Annotated in this window: 14 protein-coding genes; 9 read left to right on the top strand and 5 right to left on the bottom strand. The window is 37.5% G+C overall.

Annotated features, from left to right (window positions below):
* The first annotated feature begins 121 nt into the window (after positions 1–121).
* The 4 genes from RF53_RS08760 (at position 122) to RF53_RS08745 (ending at position 4,807) form a co-directional block, all read left to right on the top strand.
* Positions 122–1,192, top strand: a complete 1,071-nt coding sequence (locus tag RF53_RS08760) for an ornithine cyclodeaminase (RefSeq protein WP_039037350.1) — start codon at positions 122–124, stop codon at positions 1,190–1,192.
* Entirely contained in the window at positions 1,189–2,100 is a 912-nt protein-coding gene (gene ctlX / locus RF53_RS08755) for a citrulline utilization hydrolase CtlX (protein WP_039037349.1), read from the top strand. The genes RF53_RS08760 and ctlX overlap by 4 nt, the downstream gene beginning before the upstream one ends.
* A 117-nt stretch (positions 2,101–2,217) precedes the next feature.
* Positions 2,218–3,624, top strand: coding sequence for an alanine/glycine:cation symporter family protein (locus RF53_RS08750; RefSeq protein ID WP_008131780.1), 1,407 nt, complete (start codon positions 2,218–2,220; stop codon positions 3,622–3,624).
* Positions 3,625–3,763: 139 nt separating this feature from the next.
* Positions 3,764–4,807, top strand: coding sequence for a patatin-like phospholipase family protein (locus RF53_RS08745; RefSeq protein ID WP_039037348.1), 1,044 nt, complete (start codon positions 3,764–3,766; stop codon positions 4,805–4,807).
* 145 nt (positions 4,808–4,952) lie between these two features.
* Here the strand turns inward: RF53_RS08745 and RF53_RS08740 are convergent, their stop codons facing one another.
* A complete protein-coding gene (locus RF53_RS08740; RefSeq protein ID WP_039037347.1) occupies positions 4,953–5,516 on the bottom strand; it encodes a YSC84-related protein in 564 nt (187 codons plus the stop codon).
* Between the two features lie 139 nt (positions 5,517–5,655).
* Between RF53_RS08740 and RF53_RS08735 the strand changes: the two genes are divergently transcribed.
* Both RF53_RS08735 and RF53_RS08730 read left to right on the top strand, forming a co-directional pair.
* Positions 5,656–6,867 carry a tyrosine-type recombinase/integrase gene (locus tag RF53_RS08735; protein WP_039037346.1) on the top strand — a complete coding sequence of 404 codons (1,212 nt, stop codon included), beginning with the start codon at positions 5,656–5,658 and terminating at the stop codon, positions 6,865–6,867.
* Positions 6,867–8,063 carry a cation:proton antiporter gene (locus tag RF53_RS08730; protein WP_039037345.1) on the top strand — a complete coding sequence of 399 codons (1,197 nt, stop codon included), beginning with the start codon at positions 6,867–6,869 and terminating at the stop codon, positions 8,061–8,063. The genes RF53_RS08735 and RF53_RS08730 overlap by 1 nt, the downstream gene beginning before the upstream one ends.
* A gap of 56 nt (positions 8,064–8,119) precedes the next feature.
* Here RF53_RS08730 and ydiJ read toward each other — a convergent pair whose 3' ends face one another.
* Entirely contained in the window at positions 8,120–11,167 is a 3,048-nt protein-coding gene (ydiJ, locus tag RF53_RS08725) for a D-2-hydroxyglutarate dehydrogenase YdiJ (RefSeq protein ID WP_039037344.1), read from the bottom strand.
* A 144-nt stretch (positions 11,168–11,311) separates the two neighbouring features.
* On the opposite strand from ydiJ, the gene RF53_RS08720 reads away from it, so the two are divergent.
* Positions 11,312–11,524, top strand: coding sequence for a PGPGW domain-containing protein (locus RF53_RS08720; protein ID WP_008131796.1), 213 nt, complete (start codon positions 11,312–11,314; stop codon positions 11,522–11,524).
* Between the two features lie 60 nt (positions 11,525–11,584).
* Here the strand turns inward: RF53_RS08720 and ppsA are convergent, their stop codons facing one another.
* Positions 11,585–13,960, bottom strand: coding sequence for a phosphoenolpyruvate synthase (gene ppsA / locus RF53_RS08715; protein ID WP_039037343.1), 2,376 nt, complete (start codon positions 13,958–13,960; stop codon positions 11,585–11,587).
* A gap of 154 nt (positions 13,961–14,114) precedes the next feature.
* Here ppsA and ppsR point away from each other — a divergent pair, with 154 nt between their 5' ends.
* Entirely contained in the window at positions 14,115–14,924 is an 810-nt protein-coding gene (gene ppsR / locus RF53_RS08710) for a posphoenolpyruvate synthetase regulatory kinase/phosphorylase PpsR (protein WP_006793240.1), read from the top strand.
* Positions 14,925–14,989: 65 nt separating this feature from the next.
* Here ppsR and RF53_RS08705 read toward each other — a convergent pair whose 3' ends face one another.
* Positions 14,990–16,339 (bottom strand): class II 3-deoxy-7-phosphoheptulonate synthase, encoded by a 1,350-nt coding sequence (locus RF53_RS08705; RefSeq protein WP_039037342.1) that lies wholly within the window; start codon positions 16,337–16,339, stop codon positions 14,990–14,992.
* A gap of 583 nt (positions 16,340–16,922) precedes the next feature.
* On the opposite strand from RF53_RS08705, the gene RF53_RS08700 reads away from it, so the two are divergent.
* A complete protein-coding gene (locus tag RF53_RS08700) occupies positions 16,923–17,798 on the top strand; it encodes a DNA replication terminus site-binding protein (RefSeq protein ID WP_039037341.1) in 876 nt (291 codons plus the stop codon).
* A 63-nt stretch (positions 17,799–17,861) separates the two neighbouring features.
* Here the strand turns inward: RF53_RS08700 and RF53_RS08695 are convergent, their stop codons facing one another.
* Positions 17,862–19,076, bottom strand: coding sequence for a hypothetical protein (locus tag RF53_RS08695; protein WP_006793243.1), 1,215 nt, complete (start codon positions 19,074–19,076; stop codon positions 17,862–17,864).
* Positions 19,077–19,462: the final 386 nt, after the last annotated feature.

Genomic DNA, 19,462 nt, shown 5'->3' with positions numbered 1-19,462 from the left:
ATTTATGCATAGCAAATTGATAAAAATTACTACTATTTGTATAAAGTATTGCCATATTAAATGGCATCTGTAGTCGATAAACTTATTTGAATTAGTTCATATTATTATTACAGAGGTAGTCATGAGTCATTTTATAGCAGAGCCAAAACAAGGCGTTCCATTTGTAAGTGTTCAAGCTATGGCTAAGCTAATAAATACAATAGGAATAGAAAACGTATTAGTTAGCCTAACTAAAACGTTAAAACACGATTTTGCTCGGTGGCATGAGTTTGATAAATCGCCGCGTTATGCAGCTCACTCTCCGGATGGTGTAATAGAGCTTATGCCGGTAAGTGATGGAAAAATGTTTAGCTGTAAATATGTCAATGGCCATCCAAAAAACACGTTTAAGGAACTTCAAACGGTTGCGGCATTTGGTATTTTGTCAGATGTTGATAGCGGCTACCCGGTAATGATTAGCGAAATGTGCTTATTAACCGCACTACGCACTGCTGCAACATCAGCGCTGGTGGCTACTTATTTAGCACCAAAAAACTCAACAACCTTAACTCTGATAGGCAATGGGGCTCAGTCAGAGTTTCAGGCTTTAGCATTTAAAGCGGTATTAGGTATTACGCACATTCGTTTATACGATATAGACGAAGCAGCTTCTCAAAAAGCATTTAATAACTTAAACAATAAAGGCTTAACCGTGACTATCTGTGAAAGTGTAGAGGAAGCAATAAAGGGCGCGCACATAATTACCACATGCACGGCCGATAAAACCAACGCAACCATTTTAACAAACGATATGATCCCACAAGGTGTTCATATTAATGCGATTGGTGGCGATTGTCCTGGAAAAACTGAGCTTGATTCAGCGTTGTTGGAGCGTGCTAATGTATTTGTAGAGTACGAACCACAAACTAGAGTAGAGGGCGAAATTCAACAAATGAGCAGGTGTTTTGCTGTAACCGAATTTCATAAAGTAATTAATAAACAGCACCTTGGTCGTACAAGCGAGAAAGAGCTTACTATTTTTGACGGTGTAGGCTTTGCAAGCGAAGACTTTAGCGCGTTAGTGTATATTCGCGAGCAGCTTATTAAGTCAGGAGAATACAAAATACTTGACCTGATCACTCAGCAGGGCGACCCGCGCAATTTATTTTCAGTTCTTGAAATACCGCATAAAGATAAAGAGAATGCAGCATGAGCCTAACACAACAAGCACCGAGCGCGGTTGTTATGGTTCGTCCGCATCACTTTACTTCTAATCCACAAACCATGCTCGACAATGCATTTCAAAGCGAATGTGAAGTAAAAAATGAAAGCGAGCAAGCATTTAAAGAGGTGACCCACGCGGTTGAGTTACTACAAAGCGAAGGTGTAACCGTTCATTTATTTGAAGATGAGCAAACACACACACCCGACTCTGTTTTTCCAAACAACTGGTTTTCTACCCATCAAAATGGGCAATTAATTATTTACCCAATGTTTGTTGAAAACAGAAGATTAGAATATCGTAAAGATATAATTGATTTTTTAACCGATCACTATAAAGTGGCGGTAGTGACTGATTATGCGCATTTAGCGAAAGAAAATTCATTTTTGGAAGGTACCGGATCACTGGTGCTCGATCACCAATATAAACTTGCCTACGCGGTAGAATCTAAACGCACAACAAGGTCGGTCGTTAATACGGTGTGTAATTTACTTTCGTTTAAGCCGGTTGTGTTTAACGCAACTGACGAGCAAGGTATAGCGGTGTATCACACTAATGTACTAATGTGTGTGGCTAGCAAGTTTGTAATGATTGGCTTAAATATGGTGCCTGAAGACCAACGCAGTGAGCTGGTAGGGCATTTTTTACAAAGCCATCACGAAGTAATTGATTTGTCGGTTGAGCAAATAAATAAATTTTGCGGCAATGCCATTGAATTACACGGTAAAAATGGCCGAATTTTAGCGCTGTCACAAACCGCTTATGATGCGCTAACAGCCGAGCAAATAATTGCAATACAAAAAACGGCTAAACTGGTCCCTTTGCCCATACCTACCATTGAATCTGCTGGTGGTTCAGTAAGATGTATGATTGCAGGGGTACATTTACAAAGCAAATAACAAAAGCTAAAGGCAACATGGTTGCCTTTATTACGTATAAAATATTAAGCGTTGCCAGTACATTTTAAAATGCCTATGTTAAAGCGCATAACTATAAAATATAATAAGGAATCTGCAATGTTCGATACGGTAGTAAAAAGTGTGAATAACCTTTTGTGGGGAGAAGGTCAGGTACTCATTTATATTTTACTTTTCACCGGCGTATGGTTTTCTGTGCGTTTAAAAGCAATTCAAATAGTTAAATTTAAGCATATGTTTAGCCTATTAAAAGGCAGCAGTAAATGTAATAAAAACGATATTTCATCATTTCAGGCATTGTGTACAGGGCTTTGTGCTCGGGTAGGTACGGGTAATTTAGCCGGTGTTGCAGTCGCTATATCGCTTGGTGGCAGTGGTGCAATATTTTGGATGTGGGTCATTGCTATATTGGGCATGGCAACCGGATTTGCAGAAAGTATATTAGGCCAAGTGTATAAAATTCGCGATAGTAACGGCGAATTTAGAGGTGGCCCTGCGTATTATATTCAACAAGGACTGGGAAGCCGTGCCTTTGCAATTGTATTTGCCGCGTGCTTATTTTTAGGGTACGGGTTTACTTTTAGCGCAATGCAAACCAATACGATTACTGATGCCTTAAACTACGCATTTGAAGTACCCACGTTTTACTCCGGTATTGTTATTACAGTCCTTGCAGGCTCAATTATATTAGGCGGCTTTAAAGCCATTGCCCGTTTTGCCGAGCGCGTTGTGCCCATTATGGGCATTATTTTTGTATTAGCCGCCGTTATTATTACCGTTATAAACTTTACTCAAGTACCGGCCATGCTCAAAGATATATTTTTGTCAGCCTTTGGATTACAAGAAGCGGGCGCAGGCGCGATGGGGGCTGCCATTAAAAATGGTATTCAACGTGGTTTATATTCTAACGAAGCCGGCGCAGGGAGTGTTCCGCATGCCAGTGCAAGTGCAAGCCCTATTCCTAATCACCCTGTAACACAGGGCTACATACAAATGCTTGGTGTGTTTTTCGATACAATCGTACTTTGTAGCTGTACAGCCGTTGTTATTTTATTAGCCGATATAGACATAAGCGGCGAAATGGAAGGCATACGTTTAACACAAAGCGCTATGACCGCGCATTTGGCGCAAGGTGGCGTGTACTTTGTAGCTGCAGCCATTACGTTATTTGCCTTTACTTCGGTGGTAGCTAACTACGCCTACGCTGAAAGTAACTTACATCTATTTAAGCTTGATAACAAAGTAGGGCGTGGTATTTACACCTTACTATATTTATCAATGATGTTGTGGGGCGCATCAGCCACATTAAAAGAAGTATGGGATTTAGCCGATATTGCGTTAGGGTTAATGACAGTCGTTAACGTAATCGCTATCATACTTTTAACGCCTACTATTTTGTCTGTAACGCAGGATTACCACACGCAAAGAGACAAAGGTATAGAACCCGAATTTAAAGTAAAAGATGTAAAAGTTCAGGGAAAATGCGAAGACGGCATTTGGGATTAACTTATGTATTTTAGCTAACTTTAACTACAAATAGCGGTTTTATGGCAGCATAAAACCGCTTTTTAGTTTTGCATAACTATTCACGTTTGTAGTGCGTTAAAGAGTATAAAATACATATATAAAAGGTAAAAGTACAGATATGATCGACATTGTCGCAGGGAAGAACGCAGCAAAAATAATAAACGAGCAAGGCTTTAAGCCTGAGCTATTTACTTCATTTTTAGGCGCAAGTGGTGGGCCTAAATGGTTTACTTTATTTGGATTAGACAAATATATTTTTGGTGAATTTTTTAAAAACCGAACCCAACCGATTAATTTAATTGGCTCATCTGCAGGGGCTTTTCGTTCAGCCTGTTTTGCACAAAACGACCAGGTTGCCGCCATTGAGCGTTTAGCAACATCGTATTCGCAAACGCGTTATTCAAGCAATAAACCAACACCAGCCGAAATTACAATTAAAGCCCGCGCATTACTTGAAGATGTATTTGGCGATAACGGCGTTACCGAAATAATAAATAACCCCGTATTTAAAGCACATTTTATAGTCGCTAAATCTAATGGCTTTATTGCCAGCGAAAATAAATTAATTCAGCTTTTAGGTTTATCAAAAAGTTATATGCTCAACCGCGTAAACCGAAAATTATTAGGCTCGCAATACGAGCGTTTTATTTTTGGTGCACCAAATAGTAATTTATCAATAACCGACAGTTATAATTTTAAAACACAAAACATAGCACTTAACCAAACAAATTTAAAAGATGCCTTACTTGCATCCGGCTCTATACCGCTTGTTATGCAAGGTATAAAAAATATTGCAGGCTCGCCACAAGGCATGTATCGCGATGGCGGAATAATCGACTACCACTTTGATTTAAAAATTAATAACCCTGGCTTAATTTTGTATCCGCATTTTAATAGCGACCCAAAAGCAGGGTGGTTTGATAAAAACTTAAAACGCAAAGTAGCACCACAAAATTACGACAACGTGGTGATGATCACCCCATCAAAAGAATTTGTAGCCGGTTTACCTTACGGAAAAATTCCAGACAGAAACGACTTTACCGATCTCGATGCCGACTCGCGTATTAAATATTGGAATACTGTGTTTAGTGAAACTGAAAAATTGGCTGAAGCTTTTGATAAAGATTTAGATACGGCTAAGTTTGATTTTAAACGGTTCTAATTTTTCATGTTACTGACAACTGACAACTGACAACTGACAACTGACAACTGACAACCCATAAATTACGTTATGTTAAATTATGGTATTAATAATAAAGCGAGCGTGATTATACAAATCAGCCCGCTTTTAGGAGAGTTATTAACGATTAATTTAGCTCAGAATCTACCCAAAACTTAGTCCCTTTTAGAACAGCTTGTAGAGCAAGCCCATTTTCGGTTACAGAATATACAGTAACTTGGTCTGCAATGGCTTCGGCCACCAATGCTCCACCTTTATCTTCGTATTTTGCTGCAGCATCTGCGTTCCCACCAAATGCCCAACCGTGTTCAATAGATCTATTTACTGCTGCTTGGGTATGAAAAACCATAACTACATTAAAATCTTTAACACCTAAACCTAACCCTAAACCAGCTTCACCCATGTTCATGTAAGTAGATTTACCTGTTAGGTTATTTTTTACTACGCCATAACCACCACCAAAACTAGCAAGAATAACGTTAACATTCGCGTTATCAAAAACAGCATAACCAGCAGAGTTTGCTATTTGCGTTTTAACATCTGGCTTTTTAGTATAAAGTTTACTAAGTGTGTTACTTTTCATACTTTGTACTAAAGAACGTTTTTCACTAGGAGATGCACTACCGGTAGTCGCACAACCTGTGAGTATTAACGAGAGTGTAAGTAAAAATAATATACTAACTTGTTTCATAACTTTTCCTTAATAAGGTTTGGCATGGCCATTTAAGCATAGTCTAAAATAAACAGTTATTTACTATGTCCAATACTGGACAGTATCGGACTTAAAGGTTATTCTGTAACTAACTTATTTAATTGAATATTTATATACTATGCTTGTTGCGTTGGTCGATACGTTAAAACAATTAAGATATCAAATAGCTCATCTTGATGACGGTACTCTTAATTCGGAATACCCAGAACTTGCAACCTTTATACAGCAAGTTGCCTTGACTGTAACTGAATCAGAATCGGATCTTAAATTTTTATATCAATTTTTATATGTCTATGGCCGAAAATCAGAAGCAACATACAGTCGATTTAGAAACGAACTTGAACGGTTTTATTTATGGTCGTGGTTAATTGCCGAAAAGTCAGTATTCGAATTAAAACGTGAAGACATTGAAGCCTATGTTGATTTTATGGTTGAACCCGATAAAAAGTGGGCATCGACTTCTGTTCAGTGGCGTTACAAAGACGAGCAAGGCATTCGCCGATTAAATAAAAACTGGCGCCCTTTTATGCTTAAAGAATCTACAGCTAGCCAACAAACATTGTCGGCTATGTTTACAGCGCTTAATGTATTTTATAAATTTTCATTACTTGAAGAAAAAACGTTTGCTAACTTTGTACCAGTAGTGAAAAAAAATAGCCCGTATTTAGTTGTGCAATCTCAAATTCAGATCCCAGACACATTAAGCGATATACAATGGGAGTATGTGTTTGGAGTAACTCGCGATTTATGTGAAAAAAACCCAGATTTAGAACGAAACTTATTTACCCTAGCGTGTTTAAAGGGATTATATTTAAGAATTTCTGAATTATCGGAGCGACCTCAGTGGTCACCGGTTATGTCTCACTTTTGGCAAGATAACGACGGCTTTTGGTTTTTACGAATAATGGGAAAAGGTAACAAGCTACGAGATGTTACGTTAAGTGATGATTTTGTTGAATATTTAAAACGTTATAGATTATACAGAGGGTTACCCGCCCTTCCCCGCGTTGATGAAGCCGAGCCACTGGTTCATAAAATTAGAGGCCAAGGTGGTATGACTGTTAGGCAAATTAGGCGATTAGTTCAACAAAGTTTTGATTATGCACAACAATCATTGTTGGATGATGGTTTTAAAGATGATGCTGAACAATTAGGTGCAGCAACTGCCCATTGGCTGCGTCATACGGGAGCAACACACGACGCGCAAACGCGGCCACTTAAGCATTTATCTGAAGATTTAGGACATGCAAAAATTGCGACCACCGATCAAATTTATATTCAAACAAATATTAAAGAGCGAGCAAAATCCGGAGCTAAAAGGAAAATTTAATGACCTACTTAGTGATAGCGTTTATAGGCGCTTTGTTTTTAATTTATTCATTGACGCTTCGCCAACTAGAAAAAACAGAAGTAACTGGTCCAATGTTTTTTGTTATTGGCGGTATTACATTAGCCAATTTAGTGCCTAATAATGGTGGTGAGTTAAAAGCGGGCGTTGATTTATTACTGCCGTTTATAGAATTAACTTTGAGTATATTTTTATTTTCGGATGCGGCTAAATCTAAACTAAGTGTATTAAGGCATAGTTTTCAATATCCTGGCTTATTATTATTTGTTGCCCTCCCCTTAACATTATTACTGGGAATAGCAGTTGGTTTATTTTTGTTTGCTGAGCTTTCGTTAATTCAAGCGGCATTAATTGCTATTATTTTAACGCCAACAGATGCAGCACTTAGCAAAGGATTACTATCAAGCAGTGAAGTGCCCGAAAAAATTCGTGAAGGTATCAATACCGAAAGCGGATTAAATGATGGATTATGTGTACCCGTATTTTTAATATTTATTTTATTGGCAAAAAATCCTGAGTCGGCAATTACAACCTCTCATGTAGTGAGTGTATTTTCAAGAGAGTTAGGTATTGCATTACTTGTTGCTATAACGAGTATTTCGATTTTTATTCCGAGTTTAAATTTTGCAATGAAGCGGCATTACTTTGCTCAAAACACTAGCCCATTTTTGTTATTAGGTTTTGCAATGGCGGTATTTTCTGTCACCCAATATTTGCATGGCAGTGGTTTTATTGCTGTGTTTGTAGCGGGTTTATTGTTTGATAAGTTTTCAACTAAAACAGTGCGTACTGAATTAATAGAAGATTCAGAACATATTGCTGACTTTACGTCTCTGATGATTTGGTGTTTATTCGGTTATGCGTGTGCTTATTTAGTCTTGCCAAAATTAAATTTTGAAATAGTAACGTATGCATTATTAAGTACTACATTGATAAGAATTATACCTGTAATGTTGTCACTACTTTTTACATCTTTAAATTTAAAAGAGCGTTTTACTTTTGCATGGTTTGGGCCAAGAGGATTGGCCTCAATTGTATTTACGCTAATGGTGATTGATGAGCAAATAGAAAATAAATTTCAGATTGCGAGCATTGCCATGACTACAATTTTGTTTAGTGTATTTATTCATGGTATTAGTACAAAACCGATTGCTGATAGTTTTAAAAGTGCAAAGTAAAATAAAAAAGGCGTAACTAAATTAAAGTTACGCCTTTTAAATATATTTAAAAAATTTTAACTTAGTACATGGGCAAGTAATTCGATAGGATGTTTAGGCTTAAATTTTTCATAGCGTTTTACTTGGCTACGACACGAAAACCCAGTTGACAAAAGTTGCTCTGATTTAGTTTTTTCAACTATGGGTTTCCAACTCATTTCGTAAAGTGCGCGTGAGTTATCTTGATTTTGTGCTTCATGTCCGTAAGTACCCGCCATACCACAGCAACCGGTATTAGTTGTATTTAAAGTTAGTCCGATATCAGCAAATATAGATTTCCAAACATTAGCTGCTTTTGGCAAAGATGTAGTTTCTGTGCAGTGACTTAATAATGTAAATTCAGTTTCATTATTATTATTTGCAGTTAGCCCTTTAAAAGATTGCGTTTCTAACCATTCGTGAGCAAGTTGTACGTTAAAATCGCCGCGGTTATTTTCTAAAATTGTGTTGTATTCATCGCGATAACACATAACCAAAGACGCATCTAATCCCACTAGTGGCGCATTAATATCGTTTAGTTGATTTAAAAATTCTGCGGCATTTTTTGCAGTTACTTTAAATTCGTGCAAAAAACCTTTTACATGTTGCGGTTTACCATTGGGTTTAAAGGGTAACAACATTGGTTTTTTACCAAGTTGAGAAATTAAGGTTATAAAACTTTCAACTAGTTCGGCTTCATAAAAGCTGGTGAACGGGTCTTGAACTATTAAAACGTATTCACTTTGTTGTTCGGCAGTTAACCTATTTAAAAATTCAAAATTAAACTGCTGTGTTTTGTTTATTCGTTTTGCTAATGACGGAATGCTCAGTTGTGGTGTATCAACATAACCCACCGTGTTTTTAATTATGCTGCTAACAAATTTTGTTTTAACAATTGGATTTATTATCTTACCGAATTTAGCCATAAGTGGCGCGCTACCTTCAATATTACCCACTAAGTAGTCTTTGAGTGGGCGCGCATAGTAACTGTGATAATAATTTAAAAAGCGAGCACGAAAAGTAGGTACATCAACTTTAATAGGGCAAGCAGTTGTACATGCTTTACAGGCTAAACATTCATCCATAGATGCTTTTACTTCGTGTGAAAAATCGTAAAGGCCTTTCTTTTTTTCGCGGCTATGTACAAACCTTTCCCACCAGGTAATTACTTCACCTTTATTTAATTCTTTTTCTACACCAAGCAGATCTATGTTTTTAGATTCTTGAAGGCGAAGCCATTCACGCATTAAACTGGCTCGCCCTTTTGGTGAGTTACGGCGATCGCCGGTTACTTTATACGACGGACACATTGGCGAGTTTTCATCATAATTAAAACAAATACCATTTCCATTACAGGTCATGGCGTTATTAAAACTCGTTTTAACGTCGATGGAAATTTGTTTGTCGAACCACGATCGTTTTTGCCCATCAACACTAACTAGTGAGTCTTCACTATCGATAGGTGTGCATATTTTACCAGGGTTTATTCGGTTATATGGGTCGAACGCTGTTTTGATTATACGAAGTTGGGTAAATAAATGTTCGCCAAAAAACTCAGGCCCATATTCACTTCGGTAGCCTTTACCATGTTCGCCCCACATTAAACCGCCGTACTTAGCTGTGAGTTTAACCACTTCATCTGAAATGGTACGTAAAAGTTTTTCTTGTTCAGGATCGCACATATCCAGTGCGGGTCTTACATGTAAAACACCGGCATCAACATGACCAAACATACCATATTGTAAATTATGACTGTCGAGTAAGGCTCTAAACTCAACTATATAATCGGCTAAATTTTCAGGCGGTACGGCGGTATCTTCTGCAAAGGCCAATGGCTTTTGGCTGCCTTTTACGTTTCCAAGTAAACCAACTGACTTTTTACGCATTGCGTAAATTTTTAAAATGTCACTTTTATCGTTTGTTAGCTGGTAGCCTATTACACCATTGGTTTGATTGGCTACACATTCATCTAACAATGTACAAAGTGTGTTTACTTTGTCTTTTATATCGTCGGGTGATACTGCATTAAACTCAACCATGTTGAGCCCTTGCATATTTTTATTTGGTACATCGGTTATTAAGTCCGATACTGAATGCCAAATGATATCTTCGCGGGCTAGGTTTAATACTTTACTATCGACAGTTTCAACTGAAGTTGCACGGGCATCAACTAAAAATGGAGAGTGTCGAAGTGCTGAATCAAAGCTATCGTATTTAATATTTATAAGTGTTTTAAATTCGGCAATCGGTGTAAGGTTTAATTTTGCCTCGGTGACAATACCTAGTGAGCCTTCTGAACCTGTTATTAAACGGCTCATATCAAAAGTAAGTAAGTCATCACTTAGGATGTGTTCTAAGTCATAGCCGGTTAAAAAACGATTTAACCGAGGAAACTTATTTAAAATAGCATCACGTTCATCAATGGCTATATTAAGTACAGTTTTATATATTGTGCCAACTAGCGTGTCTTGCTCTGCAATTATTTTTGCTTTTTCGACGTTTATTGGAGCGGTACTCATTGGTGTACCGTCTACTAAATAGGTTGTAAGGCCTAAAACATGATCACTTGTTTTACCGTAAACAAGTGAACCTTGCCCTGAAGCATCGGTGCTGATCATACCGCCTATAGTTGCACGATTACTGGTAGATAAGTCGGGAGAAAAGAAAAATCCATAAGGTCTTAAAAAGTCATTTAGCTGATCTTTTATTACGCCAGTTTGAACCCGAACCCACCCTTCTTCGACATTAATTTCGAGAATTTCACGCATGTAGCGTGATAAATCAACAACGATACCTGGTGTTAAAGACTGACCATTAGTGCCTGTTCCACCACCGCGCGGTCCAAATGTTAATGATAAAAAAGGGTCCCGTGATGCAGTTTGCAAAGCAAGTTGAATGTCTTTTTCGTTTTTGGGAAAAATGACACCTTGAGGCAATTGCTGGTAAATACTGTTATCGGTTGAAGCGGTAATACGTGTTGCATAACTTGCATCGGTATCACCGGTAAAGCCTTGCTTTTGTAATGTATTTAGGTAATTTGCGACAAGGTCTGACGCGGCATCTTGCTGAGTAATTGTTGCGATCATAACGGCATACTTTTAGACATTTGGTTAATTATATCATGCTGATTGCTAATAGAAATTGAAGAATTTACAGTTTGTAACACTCTTTTAGTCGATTTAAGCGCTGCTGTAATTATAATCAAGTTAACTACATGAGAGGTCATTTATATGAAAAAAATTGTATTACAGATCATGGGTGCGTTATTTATTTTATTAGGATTAATATTTGCGGTTGTACCTGGTCCATCACTTATATTTTTTATGGCTGGTTTATTGTGTTATTCGTTTTATTACCCAAAAGCGCGTTATTATTTGACCCTTTGCCAAAAAGCACTGACTAAATCGTGTCAGTATTTAGATAAAAAATTAGCACGCAGTTAAAATAAATTGACTAACAAAAAAGCCAGCAATATATGCTGGCTTTTACATAGCTTTAACAGGTTACTTAGCTAATTTTTTAGCTAAGTATAACCAAGTTTCGATTACTGTATCTGGGTTTAATGATACAGAGTCTATACCTTGGTCAACTAACCATGCAGCAAAGTCTTCGTGATCTGAAGGACCTTGTCCACAAATACCTACATATTTTCCTTTTGCTTTGGCTGTTTGAATTGCCATAGAAAGAAGCTTTTTAATTGCAGGGTCACGCTCGTCAAACAAATGAGCAATTAAACCAGAATCTCGGTCTAAACCTAGTGTTAACTGTGTTAAATCGTTAGATCCAATTGAAAAACCGTCAAAGTGCTCTAAAAACTCTTCGGCAAGTAATGCATTTGATGGCAGCTCACACATCATAATTACTTTAAGACCATTTTCGCCACGTTTTAGGCCATGCTCTTCTAGTAATTCAATTACACGTTTACCTTCTTCAAGTGTACGTACGAATGGAATCATGATCTCAATGTTAGTCATGTCCATAGTATTGCGTACACGCTTGATTGCTTCACACTCTAGTGCAAAACAGTCGCGGAAGTCTTCAGATATATAACGCGCTGCACCACGAAAACCGATCATTGGGTTTTCTTCTTCAGGTTCGTATTGTTGGCCGCCCACTAAGTTAGCGTATTCGTTAGATTTAAAATCAGACATACGAACAATTACTCGCTCGGGAGCAAACGCACAACCTAGCGTAGAAATACCTTCAACAAGTTTTGAAATATAAAACTCTACTGGTGAATCGTAACCAGCAATCATGTCGGTTATTTCTTCTTTAAGGGCATCTGTTTGTGCGTCGAAATTTAATAATGCTTTTGGATGCACGCCAATCATACGGTTGATGATGAATTCAACACGTGCAAGGCCAACACCTGAGTGTGGCAAACGTGCAAAGTCGAATGCGCGGTCCGGGTTACCCACGTTCATCATTACTTTCATTGGTAGGTTTGGCATTTCGTCAACACGTGAAGTAAGCACTTCAAAGTCTAAAATACCTTCGTAAATGAAACCAGTATCGCCTTCGGCACATGATACAGTGACTTCTTGACCAGCTTTGATTAGGTCGGTTGCATTGCCACATCCTACAACTGCAGGGATACCTAGTTCACGAGCAATGATTGCTGCGTGACATGTGCGGCCACCACGATTTGTAACAATCGCTGCTGCACGCTTCATGATAGGTTCCCAGTCTGGGTCGGTCATGTCGGTGACTAAAATGTCACCAACTTGCACTTGATCCATTTCATCAATCGAGTCAAGAACACGTACAACACCGTTACCAATTTTATGACCAATTGCACGACCTTCTACAACAACGTTACTTGAACCGTTTAACTGAAAACGCTCCATTACATTTGTATCTTCGTTTGAACGCACAGTTTCTGGACGAGCTTGTACTATATATAGTTTGCCGTCGTTGCCGTCTTTTGCCCATTCGATGTCCATTGGACGACCGTAATGTTTTTCAATGATTACAGCTTGCTTGGCAAGGTCTTGTACTTCTTCATCTGTAATCGAAAATTTGTTAGAAAGTTCAGGGTTTACGTCAACTATTTCTACTTGTTTACCATGTGCTTTGTCGTTTGAATAAATCATTTGAATGGCTTTAGAGCCAATATTACGACGCACTACTGATGGCTTATCTTTCAGTAATGTTGGTTTATGTACATAAAATTCGTCTGGGTTAACAGCACCCTGTACAACCATTTCACCTAAACCGTAGCTTGAGGTTACAAATACAACATCTTCAAAGCCAGATTCAGTGTCGATACTGAACATAACGCCAGATGCTGATTTATCAGAGCGTACCATACGCTGTATGCCTGCAGATAATGCAACACCACGATGATCATAACCTTGGTGAACACGATAAGAAATTGCGCGGTCGTTAAACAAAGATGCAAATACATGCTTTATAGCAACCATAACCGAATCGATACCAACAACATTTAAAAATGTTTCTTGTTGGCCTGCAAAAGATGCGTCTGGCATATCCTCTGCGGTTGCTGATGAACGTACAGCAAATGACACATCAGCTGATGTATCACCATGAAGTTGGCTGTATGCATCGCGAATGGCTTGGTCTAAATTTGGTTGGAATGGTGTATCGATTATCCATTGGCGGATATCGGCACCTACTTTGGCGAGTGTATTTACATCATCAACATCGAGAGTATCTAAGATGTCATGAATTTTGGCATTGAGTCCTGATTGGTCTAAAAACTCATTAAAAGCATCGGCGGTTGTTGCGAAACCACCCGGTACTTGTACACCAGCGTTAGCTAGGTTAGAGATCATTTCACCAAGAGAGGCATTTTTGCCGCCAACTCGAGGAACATCTTGCATACCAAGCTCTTGATACCAGAGAACGTATTCTTGCACGGGTCTTTCTCCAAAAAACAAATTGTAGTTGAAACTGTGAGAGTTAAGAAAGAAAACCTTTTATAAAGGCCACCTTCATTCTACACTGGCAACAGTCCTCGCGTAAACCGTGAGTAACCCATTTTAGGGATTAAAAGTAACAAAAAGGTTAATTATGAGAACTGCATTTTATATATCTGATGGAACAGCAATTACATCAGAAGTGTTTGGGCATGCAACGTTATCTTTGTTTCCAATCGATTTTAATCACAAAACTATTCCTTTCGTAGAAACAGAAGAAAAAGCACACGAAATTAAAGCGTTAATAAATGCAACAGCTGCAAAAACGGGTGAAAAGCCCTTTGTGTTTTTTACATTTGTTAATCATAGTTTGAGCGAAATCATAAAGTCAGCGGATGCTATCCCATATGATTTTTTGACCACGTATAGCGAAAAAATTGAAAAAGAATTACAGGTGGCGCCTGTACCAAAAATGCATCGTACACACTCTATACACGAGAAAAGTTATGACTTTAGAATAGACGCGGTGAATTATGCTTTAATGAATGACGACGGCGGCAATATCAAAAACTTTTCTGAGGCTGATATTATTTTAATAGGTGTGAGCCGAAGTGGTAAAACCCCAACGAGCTTATATTTAGCGTTGCAATATGGCATTAAAGCAGCAAACTACCCTATTACCGAAGAAGATTTAGAAAGCGAAGGCTTGCCTAAATGTTTAGTACCTTATAAACATAAATTGTTTGGTTTAACTATTGACCCAGAGAGACTTGCTGCAATTAGGCACCGTCGAATGGCCAACTCTAAATATGCATCTATAAGGCAGTGTCGTATTGAAGTACGTGAGGTTGAAATGCTTTACAAGCGTCATAAAATTGCCTACTTCAATTCAACCCATCATTCTGTTGAAGAAATTTCTGCAAAAATATTAATGGATACGGATTTAGAGCGTCGTAAGTACTAACTTAGTTAAATATTTACGCCACAAATAAGCCGCTGTTAAGCGGCTTTTTTTATATGTAAGAGTCTTTATTTACGTGCGTCTTTTAATAAGTCAGCTACTAAAAACCCTAGCTCTAATACTTGGTCTGCATTAAGACGTGGGTCACACTGTGTTTTGTAGCGTTGTGCTAAATCGTCGTCTGATAGACCATATGCTCCGCCGGTACACTCTGTAACATGCTGACCTGTCATTTCTAGATGAACGCCACCTGCATACGAACCTTCAGCTTTGTGAACAGAGAAAAACTGGCTGATTTCGCGCATTATATTGTCGAAATTACGCGTTTTGTACCCAGAGGTCGCTTTTTCAGTATTACCATGCATTGGGTCTGAACTCCAAATTACCTTACGCCCTTCTTGTTGTACTTTACGTACGAGTGCTGGTAGTTTCTCTGGCAGTACATCTGCCCCCATGCGTGTAATTAAGGTTAATCGTCCTGGAATATTGTCAGGATTTAATGCATCAATTAGGCGGATTAATTCATCTGGGTCCATACCAGGACCTACTTTTACACCAATTGGGTTTTTAATTCCTTTAAAAAACTCAATGTGTGCGTGGTCTAATTGACGTGTGCGCTCACCGATCCAAACAAAATGCGCTGAACAGTCATACCAGTCGCCTGATAAGTGATCGCGTCGTGTTAGTGCCTCTTCATAGCCCAGTAATAATGCTTCGTGAGATGTGTAGAGATCTGTCTCTTTAAGGCTTGGTGCTATAGTAGAATTAATACCGCACACTTTCATAAACTCTAGTGCGTCTTGAATTTTATCAGCAAGCTGTTGGTACTTTTGCTTTTGAGGATTGGCTGCTACAAACCCCATGTTCCAGCGATTGACCTGGTGTAAATCTGCAAGGCCACCTTGTGCAAATGCACGTAGTAAGTTTAATGTAGCTGCACTATGGTGGTAAGCCGTCATTAAACGTTGCGGATCGGGTATGCGGGCTTCAGCTGTGAAGTCTATGTTGTTAATTATGTCGCCACGGTATGATGGAAGTGAAACACCGTCAATAGTTTCTAAATCAGCAGAACGTGGTTTTGCATACTGTCCAGCCATACGGGCAATTTTTACAACAGGGCATTTACCGCCGTAGGTTAAAACTACAGCCATTTGTAAAATTGTTTTAAATGTGTCGCGAATGTTTGCTGCATTAAAATCACTAAACGATTCTGCACAGTCTCCACCTTGAAGTAAAAATGCACGGCCTTCACATACATCTTCAAGTTGCTTAAATAAACTACGAGTTTCTTCTGCAAAAACTAATGGGGGGGCAGTTTTTAATTGGCCTTCAACAGATTTTAACACGTCTTGATCTGGGTATTGTGGCTGCTGCAGAATTGGCAGCTCTCTCCAGCTATTTGGGTTCCACGATTGCATATTCTTTCCTCATTCCTACTTTACCTGATGTAATGAAATTAACGTATGCACGTACCTCTGTTCAAGTACTAAATTCACTATTTACTAATTATTTTGTTATGGGCTAGTTATAAACACCAATTAACAACTTTCCATATGTGTATATTTCATAAATTAGCTTAATCAAAATATTATTAAAACCATTTATTATCAATTAATTACACCTGTAAATGTTAATTTCAAAGAGTTCGAGAACACTAAGCTTAATACCAGATATTATATACAGAATAAGAAGGAACACATCATACTAAATTCATATCGATTGTATTCTAAACTTTACAGATAAATTTTAAAAATTATAATCATGAGGATTGTATTTATATTTATATATGCTACCGAAGCATAACCAAGTTTAAGCGGCCCACCCATAACATTAATAATATCTAATATAAAGAATAGCTTATATGTTAAACAGCAAAGAACACATCATACTTAATTTATAGTAAATGTTAATCTCAGCGCAAGATAATTTATTAAGGTCTAGCTATCAAAGCAAAGAGTTAGTATTATTTCTAATTAAAGTAAGATGTGTTCTTGGTGTGTGATGGTCTCTAAAATAAAAATAAGAAGTCAGTTTGATTTAATGAGTGAGCTTACCTCATTGTTAATTGATGAACTCAAACAATGTGAATACTCAAAAGCTGAATACTATAAATTACCTGAGGTTCTTACTAGTGAAGAAAATAATGTCCCGCAAAGTATACCCGTTTCAAAACTAACGGGAGATAATGCTCTACGAGCTATTCTTAATTCATTTACTGATATGTATACAAAGTCAGGGTTAAGTAGCCGAGTACTTAAAAGGCACCCTGGTTTGTTAGTTATAAAAAATGCTAATAAACAGGCACTCAATGATAGGATTAATCAGGTTAATAAAGCTAAAGCAGCATTTAAGGAATGTATTCTAAGTATTGATAACAACGACGCTCGTTTTGAAGCTGTTCATAATGCAGTACCAAATTTAATTACTTTAGCTGCATATAGAAAAATACACAGTGAGAGTGAATCACCTTTTTCTGTTAGATTTACATGGATGCACAAACATGCAACTAAAACCCTCACTAAAAAGATGGCTCTTGAAATGTTGAGTAAATCTGCAGGTTATACAAATCCAAGAATGATCGATCAGCAAAAGTGGCAATCTCTAGTCGCTCAAGAACAAATGAGGATTGCTAGCTTAGGTGAAAAGGAAAAACTAAGAATAAGACGCCCTACTCGAGTTAGTCCTCAAGTAAATATCAGATACACGGCACAAAATCGTTACCACGTTAGTGCTGCATTACCATTTATATTAATAAACCCAGAGCCCGATGTTAAAATAGGAACTTTACCAGATTACGAAAAGCCAGATAGTCATCCTCGAAAACGGGATTATGATTTCCTGGTTGATAGGCTTTACCTTGAACAAGTAACAAATTAATTATGTTAAAAAGGCCACATTTAGTGGCCTTTTAGTATTTGTATAGCAAAGATAAATAAAAAACTATTTTTCGACTATTTCTTCTATCTTATCTTCATCTATTAAAACGGCATTTTCAACTATGCGTTTACCGCCTTGAATTTCTATACGTTTGTTATGCTTATTCAATGTAAGTATTTCATCACAAAACTGATCTGACGGATGCATTTCATAGGTGTAATCTATAATATTACCGGTCTTATCGTCTTTAACATTGGTAATGCTGTATTCTGAAATGGCACCCTTTTCTATAAGGTCTTTCATGGTAGTTGTCATATCACGACGTAATGCTTTTAATTTGTTTTCTGTTATGTTGTCGGTTGAATATATCGAACCATATTTTTCCATAATAGAAAGTAATCTAAAATGATATGTTTTACCTGGTGCCGCGTAGCGCCATAAGTGATACAAACGCAGCATCATCCAACGTGATAAACCACGCTTTAGTTCTTGTGCACTGTTAAAATAATAACCCTTATATTCTAAGTTATCGATCATGTTATGAACGAAAGCATTTAAACAGGCAACACATTTAACATTACCGCCCTGACCTTTTTTCCCACTAAAATGCAAAGACGATAAAAAATTCATATTTGACTCGTAGAATGAATCATCTATATCTGAATTTTTAGTATCTGTTGCAGAGTATTTAAATGAAAGTTTTGAACCCTGAAGTGCTTCAAGTGATTCTTTAATTGCAGGATATGGCATGGACTGACCAACGGCTTTAAGTTCTTGTGCTAATTCGTTCATCGAAAAAACAACGGCATATTGAATACCGGACTTAAAATTTATTTTTACTATTTTACCTTTTGAGGCTAAACGGATAAGAGCTCGTTCTACTTTTTCTTCTCTGTCTGATGGCCATACTAGGTATTCAATATCTTCACCGTCTTTGCGGGTACTAACAACGGCGGGTGTTATTTTTATTTCGCCATCGTATAAAATACCATCTACTTTTTCTGATATTTTACGTGTAATGATTGTTTTTTTAGGCGCTTCTTCTAATGGAAGTTTTTTATGACCCGATCGAACAAAACGTCCCCATAAATCGTAATGATTAAATGTATTTGAATAGGCACGTAAACCATGAGCTGCATTCTCGATAGAAATGCGAACATCTTTGTTATCTGTAAATAGTGCTAAACTTTCATTATCAATTGCACTTTCCACCCCGTGAATTTGGCCTCTTAGTGTATCAGGCAAGTTATCTACCGAGATGTTGACCTTTCGGCTCATTGTTCTTATTTCCATTTATTATTGCGACAGCTAATAACAACACATAAAACAAAAAATGTTAAATGTTTAAGTTAGTATAAAAGTGATCTGGCTCTAATTAATCTACTCAGATCAGTTTTATACTAAGTACTAGCATTTTTCTTTAATTTAAGATCATTATTATACTAACACGTGCATTTCAAATCTCATTTTTACTAACTCAGTTATAAATTTGTCCACTGCTATGCTAAATTTAGACTGCAAAGCACGACAAATTTGCTCTTTTTCATACTAGCCTGTGGATAAGGACTTAGTTAGTTAGCATAGATCTGATCTGTACTTACTACAGATCAGATCTATACCAATTGATTACTTCTTTTTCTACATTGAACGGTGCATAACATTCT

Origin of the sequence: Pseudoalteromonas sp. ECSMB14103 (genome assembly GCF_000813065.1) — a bacterium.
Taxonomy (GTDB): Bacteria; Pseudomonadota; Gammaproteobacteria; order Enterobacterales; family Alteromonadaceae; genus Pseudoalteromonas; species Pseudoalteromonas marina.
The sequence above is the reverse complement of the archived record's forward strand: the minus strand, read 5'-3'. Positions and strand labels throughout refer to the sequence as shown.